The sequence below is a fragment of the Micromonospora sp. genome, from assembly GCF_048594385.1.
Taxonomy (GTDB): Bacteria; Actinomycetota; Actinomycetes; order Mycobacteriales; family Micromonosporaceae; genus Micromonospora; species Micromonospora wenchangensis.
Map to the genome: position 1 here is coordinate 1 of NZ_JBMDWU010000055.1, position 5,359 is coordinate 5,359.

Genomic DNA, 5,359 nt, shown 5'->3' on the forward strand with positions numbered 1-5,359 from the left:
GCGGGCGCCCTGCTGGCCGAGGTGCAGGTGGCCCGGGACGACCTGGGCAACCCGAACGCGCACACCGCCGTGCTGGGCCGGGTGGCCGGGGAGCTGCCGGCGGTGGCCGAGCCGACGATGGTGGTCGCGGCGGTCAGCCCGACGACCCGGCCGACCTGGGCCCGGCTGCCCGAGCCGGCCGCCCCGCAGCGCCCGCACCGGCGGCGGGCCGCCGAGAGCGCCGGCCTGGGATCCCGCCTGGCGGAGCTGCGTACCCGGGTGATGGGCACCCCGCGCGGGCGGCTGTCGGTCGCGGCGGCCGTGGTGGTGGTCGGCCTGCTCGCCGCGATGGGCGGCTGGTGGGTGGGGGTGGGCCGGTACACGGTCGCGCCGCAGCTGGTGAACCTGAGCCGGGCCGACGCGCAGGCGCAGGCGGACCGGGCGGGTTTCCAGGTCGCCTTCGCCGAGCCCCGCTACGACGAGAAGGTGCCCCGCGACGGGGTGATCACCCAGGACCCGGGCTCGGCTGCCAAGATCCTCAAGGGTGGCACCATCACGCTGACCCTCTCCCTGGGCCCGGAGCGGTTCCCGCTGCCGGACGTCGTCGGCAAGGAGTTCGACCTGGCCGAGGCCGACCTGACCAGCGCGAAACTGGTGGTCGCCAAGGGCACGCCCCGCTACGACGACAACCTGCCGGCCGGGGTGGTGGTGGACACCAACCCGAGGGTGGGCACCGAGGTGAAGCCGGGCACCAAGGTGACGGTCATCCTCAGCCGGGGCCGCGCCCCGATCACGGTGCCCGACCTGGTCGGCAAGAGCCTCACCGACGCCCGCACCGCCCTGTCCCGGCTCGGCCTGGAGCTGGTCGAGACGTACAAGGAATCCGACAAGCCGCGCGACGAGGTCCTCGGGCAGAGCCCGGCCGACGGCGCGGGTGTGGAGAAGGGCACCAAGGTCAAGCTGGACGTCAGCAAGGGCCCGCCGCAGGTGACCGTACCCCGGGTGGTCGACCTGCCCTGCCAGCAGGCCAAGCAGCAGTTGGAGGGGGCCGGGTTCACGGTGAACGTGCAGTTCAACCCCAACGGCATCGTCCGGTTCCAGAACCCGGGCGAGAACTCGCAGGTGCCACCGGGCACCCCGGTCACCCTGGGCTGCCTGTGAGCGGCCACCGGCCGGTCGGCTCGCACACCCCGACCTCGGGTGGGCTGGCCAGGGCGGCCCTGCCGTACGTGGACGCGACCGGCTCCCGGGTGGTGCAGGTCTACGTCTCCAACTCGCGGGGCTGGGCGCTGCCGCCCGGCGACCCCGCCCAGGACGCGCTGTTCGCCGAGGGCTGCGCCGCCCGGGGCGTACCGGTCTACATCCACGCGTCGCTGCTGGTCAACCTCGGTTCGCCCACGGCGGCGACGGTGGAGAAGTCGACGCAGACGCTGGCGCACGCGCTGCGCCGGGGGCGGGCGATCGGGGCGCGGGGCGTGGTGTTCCACGCCGGCAGCGCGGTCGACGCCGGCTACGCCGAGACCGCCATGCGACAGGTACGCGAGGCGCTGCTGCCGCTGCTCGACGAGACCACGGCCAGCGGCGGTCCGTTGCTGCTGGTGGAGCCGAGCGCCGGTGGCGGCCGGTCACTGGCCTCCCGGGTGGAGCACCTCGGCCCCTACCTGGACGCGGTCGACAGGCACCCGGGGCTGGGCGTCTGCTTCGACACGTGCCACGCCTGGGCGGCCGGGCACGACCTGGCCGTGGCGGGCGGCATGACGGCGACCCTGGACACCCTGGTCGCCACGGTCGGGGCGGACCGGCTCAAGCTGATCCACGCCAACGACTCCAAGGACCTGTGCGGTTCGACCCGGGACCGGCACGAGAACATCGGCAAGGGCAACATCGGCGAGCCGGCCTTCGCCGAGTTGATGGCCCACCCGGCGACCGCCGGCATCCCCGTCGTCGTGGAAACCCCCACCGAGAAGCACGAGGGCCACGCCACCGACATAGCCACCCTCACCCGCCTTCACCCCTGACGGCCGTCCTCTCCGCCGGCACCCCTCCCCCACTCGACGCCGCCCGCTCGACGCCCCTGGCTCGACGCCCCCGGTGATCAAGAGGTTCGCGTCAAATGTGATCTCCAGGCTGACGCGAATCTCTTGATCAACACCGGAAGGCGGGGAAGGCGCGGAGGGCGCGGGCGGTGCCGGTGGGGGTCAGGGGGTGAGGAGGTCAGGGAGGATCTTGGCGGCGTGGTCGATGGCGGCGTCGTCGACGTCGAGGTGGGTGACCAGGCGGGCGGTGCGGGGGCCGAGCACCGACAGCAGCACCCCCTCGGCGCGGGCGGCGGTGGCCAGGGCCCGCGCGTCGAGCCGGTGCCCGGTCAGGTCCAGCGGCACGATGTTGGTGCGTACCGGGCCGGCGAGCACCCCACACGGGGCGAGCGCCTCGGCGAGCCGGGCGGCCCGGACGTGGTCGTCGGCGAGCCGGTCGAGGTGGTGGGCCAGGGCGTACCGGCCGGCGGCGGCGAGCACCCCGACCTGCCGCATCCCGCCCCCCATCCGCTTGCGCAGGAACCGGGCCCGGTCGATCCGCGCGGCACTGCCCACGACCAGCGAGCCGACCGGCGCGCCGAGACCCTTGGAGAGACAGACCGACAGGGTGTCGAACAGCGCGCCGTAATCGTGCAGCGGCACCCCGTCGGCGACGTGCGCGTGCCAGATCCGGGCGCCGTCGCAGTGCAGGGCGAGGCCGGCGGTGTCGGCGACGCGACGTAGCTCCCGCAGGGTCGCCAGCGGGATCACCCCACCACCGCCCCGGTTGTGGGTCTGTTCCACGGCGATCGCCCGGGTCGGCACCGCGAAGTAGCCGTCCGGCCGGATCATCGCCTCCACCATGCCCGGGTCCAGGTCGGCGCCGAGGGTCGGCCAGGTCCGCGTGGAGATCGCACCGTACGCCGCAGCCGCGCCGACCTCGTACGTCACCACGTGCGCGTCGGCGTCGCAGAGCAGCTCGTCACCGGGCGGGACGACCAGTTGCAGGGCGATCTGGTTGGCCATCGTCCCGGTCGGGGCGAAGAGCGCCGCCTCGTGCCCGAACAGCGCGGCGACCTCGGCCTCCAGCGCGTTGACCGTCGGGTCCTCGGCGTAGACGTCGTCGCCGACCTCGGCGGCGGCCATCGCCTCCCGCATCCCGGCGGTCGGTCGGGTCACCGTGTCGGAACGCAGTTCGGCCACCGGACCGACGCCCGCCGTGGGGTCAGCCACGGAGCATCTCCGCCACCAGGAAGGCCAGCTCCAACGACTGCTGGGTGTTCAGCCGGGGGTCGCAGGCGGTCTCGTACCGGCCGGGCAGGTCGAGGTCCTCGATGCCCTGGGCGCCGCCGAGGCACTCGGTGACGTCCTCGCCGGTCAGCTCGACGTGGATGCCGCCCGGGTGGGTGTCCAGCCCCCGGTGCACCTCGAAGTAGCCGAGGACCTCGTCGACGATCCGGTCGAAGTGCCGGGTCTTGTAACCGTTGGAGGATTCGTGGGTGTTGCCGTGCATCGGGTCGCACTGCCACACCACCTTCGCCCCGGCGGCGGTGACCTTGGCCACGATCGGCGGCAACGCGTCGCGGACCTTGTGGTTGCCCATCCGGCTGATCAGGGTCAGCCGGCCGGGGATGTTGTCCGGGTTGAGCTTCTCGCACAGCTCGATCGCCTCGTCCGGGCTGGTGGTCGGGCCGAGCTTCACCCCGATCGGGTTGGCGATGCGGGAGATGAAGTCGATGTGCGCGCCGTCGAGCTGCCGGGTCCGCTCGCCGACCCACAGGAAGTGCCCGGACAGGCCGTACGCCCGGCGGTCGGAGACCCGGGTCAGCGCCCGGTCGTACTCCAGGGCCAGCGCCTCGTGGGAGCAGTAGAGGGTGACCGTACGCAACGCGTCGTCCTCGGTCATCCCGCAGGCCCGGATGAACGCGATGGCCCGGTCGATCTCCCGGGCGATCGCCTCGTAGCGCTCCCCCGCCGGGGAGTTCTTCACGAAGCCCTTGTTCCAGTCGTGCACCGCGTGCAGGTCGGCCAGCCCGCCGGCCAGGTAGGCGCGCAGCATGTTCATCGCGGCGGCCGAGTTCGCGTACGCCCGGATCATGCGCTGCGGGTCGGCGACCCGGGCGGCCGGGTCGGCCTCCAGCGCGTTGATCATGTCGCCGCGGTAGGCGGGCAGGCCCCGGGCGTCGGTCGGCAGCGAGCGGGGCTTGGTGTACTGGCCGGCGACCCGGGCCACCTTCACCACCGGCAGGGACGCGCCGTAGGTGAGCACAATCGCCATCTGGAGCAGGGTGCGGGCGTTGGCCAGCAGGTGGCTCTCGGTGTTGTCGGCGAAGGTCTCGGCGCAGTCACCGCCCTGGAGCAGGAACGCCTTGCCCTCGCAGACCAGGGCGAGCTTGCGTCGGAGCTGGTCCACCTCGTAGGGGGCGACCACCGACGGCACGGTGTCGAGCACCTTGCACACCTCGGCGACCTGGGCCGGGTCGGACCACGGCGGGATCTGCTGACGGGGCAGGTCACGCCACCGGTCGAGGCCGAGAGCGGCGTCCTCGGCCGAGTCGACGGTGGGGCGGCTGGTCTGCAGCCCGGGGCTGCTCACGGCGGGGTAGCTCAGCTGATGCCACTCATGGCGCATGGGAGAAAGCGTACGGCGACGGTCCGGACGCCGCGCCCCCGAGGTACGGGGTTCCGGAAGGTGGGAGTCAGGGGGTCGGCGAGGGCGCGGGGCTGTGCCCGCCGGGTTCCTCGCCCGCGATGCACCAGTCCGCGCCGTCGCGGGTGACGGTGAACAGCAGCGGTCGGGTGACCTTCTTCGACCCCACCGAAACGGTCACCGAGGTGCTGACCTCCTGCCCCCGGGCACCGGTGCGGATGTCGGTGATGGTCGCCCCGGGCACCTGGAAGTGGTCGGCGAAATCACCGTTCGGCCCGGTCGCGGCGGCGTCGAAACCCTCCTGCATCGTCGCGCAGAGCTGGTTGCGGCCGGCGGCCGGGTCCTTGGCGGCCATCGCGTCGAGGTACGCCTGGACCCGCTCCCGGGCCTTGGCCGACGCCTCCTGGGCGGGCACCCGGCTGGGCCCGCCGTCGGCTTCGCCGTCGCCGTTCTGGCCGCAGCCCAGTAGGGCGAACGGCAACAGGGCCAGCGGTACGACGCCGGCGGTGCGGAGCCTGCGGCCCATGCGTCCTCCCTGGGTACGGATGCCGAGCGGCGAGTCTGCCACACCGCACCCGTCCGGTGGCAACCCGTCACGGCCGCGCCGGCCCGGCCGGTCGGCGTTTCGCCCGGTGGGGCCGCCGCCGACCGGGCCGGACAGCCGGACGGGGAGGGACCGGACGCCCACGCGGTCTTCATGCAGGCGCCGCACCGT

The 5,359-nt window shown here is 73.6% G+C and carries 5 protein-coding genes; 2 read left to right on the plus strand and 3 right to left on the minus strand.

The genetic code is table 11. From position 1 onward, the window contains the following. Both ACOJTC_RS02440 and ACOJTC_RS02445 read left to right on the plus strand, forming a co-directional pair. Positions 1 to 1,140: PASTA domain-containing protein (locus ACOJTC_RS02440; protein ID WP_420115559.1), on the plus strand; the 1,140-nt coding region annotated here is incomplete at its 5' end. Beyond that, positions 1,137 to 1,997, plus strand: a complete 861-nt coding sequence (locus tag ACOJTC_RS02445) for a deoxyribonuclease IV (protein ID WP_357934792.1) — start codon at positions 1,137 to 1,139, stop codon at positions 1,995 to 1,997. The genes ACOJTC_RS02440 and ACOJTC_RS02445, both read left to right, overlap by 4 nt. A gap of 180 nt (positions 1,998 to 2,177) precedes the next feature. On the opposite strand, the gene ACOJTC_RS02450 is transcribed toward ACOJTC_RS02445, so the two are convergent. The 3 genes from ACOJTC_RS02450 to ACOJTC_RS02460 form a co-directional block, all read right to left on the minus strand. Beyond that, entirely contained in the window at positions 2,178 to 3,197 is a 1,020-nt protein-coding gene (locus ACOJTC_RS02450; RefSeq protein ID WP_420115560.1) for a threonine aldolase family protein, read from the minus strand. Positions 3,198 to 3,219: 22 nt separating this feature from the next. After that, positions 3,220 to 4,626: a class II 3-deoxy-7-phosphoheptulonate synthase gene (locus ACOJTC_RS02455; protein ID WP_357934795.1), complete on the minus strand. Its 1,407-nt coding sequence runs from the start codon at positions 4,624 to 4,626 to the stop codon at positions 3,220 to 3,222. A gap of 67 nt (positions 4,627 to 4,693) precedes the next feature. Further along, the gene (locus tag ACOJTC_RS02460) at positions 4,694 to 5,170 is read right to left on the minus strand and encodes a hypothetical protein (RefSeq protein WP_204927796.1); all 477 of its coding nucleotides are present in this window, start codon (positions 5,168 to 5,170) and stop codon (positions 4,694 to 4,696) included. Positions 5,171 to 5,359 lie beyond the last annotated feature (189 nt).